Annotated in this window: 1 protein-coding gene; it reads left to right on the forward strand. The window is 67.3% G+C overall.

Features of this window, described 5'->3' with window-relative positions; translation table 11 throughout:
• Positions 1-654, forward strand: a 654-nt coding sequence (locus J6500_RS32315; protein WP_446479912.1) for a mandelate racemase/muconate lactonizing enzyme family protein, incomplete at both ends; no start/stop codon positions are given.

The raw sequence follows: 654 nt of genomic DNA on the forward strand, positions 1-654 counted from the left end.
CGATCTCCGCGCTCGACATCGCGCTGTGGGATCTCGCCGGCAAGGTCAAGGGCATGCCGCTGCATCAGCTGATCGGCGGCGCCAAGCGCAGCAAGATCCCGGCCTATGCCAGCCTGCTGCGGATCGGCACGCCGCAGCACATCGCCAGCGAATGCAAGAAGGCGATCAAGCTTGGCTATTCGGCGATCAAGCTGCACGAGACCACGGTCCCCGCCGTCACCGCCGCGCGCGAGGCGATCGGCCCCGGCGTGCCGCTGATGGTCGACATGAACTGTCCGCTGGACGGCCCGGCCGCGATGTCGAGCCGGCCCTCCTTGCGCACCTCGGCGAGCGTCGCGAAATCCTCCGGCGGCCATACCGGCTCCTCCAGAAACATCGGCGCGGCCTGCTTGCAATCGCGCGCGAACTGGATCGCGGCCGGCGAGAACGCCTGCACCGTGCATCAGTTCCGCCAGATGATGAATGCCGGCGCGGTCAGCCATGCGCAGCCGTCGGTGATCAAGGTCGGCGGCGTCACCGAATTCCTCAAGGTCGCGGTGCTCGCCGACGAGTTCGGCGTCCAGGTGATCCCGCACTCGCCGTATTTCGGACCCGGCTTCCTCGCCACGTTGCATCTGATGGCGGTGCGCGATGCCGGCATGATCGAGGTGTTCT

The sequence above is a fragment of the Bradyrhizobium semiaridum genome (assembly GCF_020329505.1).
Taxonomy (GTDB): Bacteria; Pseudomonadota; Alphaproteobacteria; order Rhizobiales; family Xanthobacteraceae; genus Bradyrhizobium; species Bradyrhizobium semiaridum.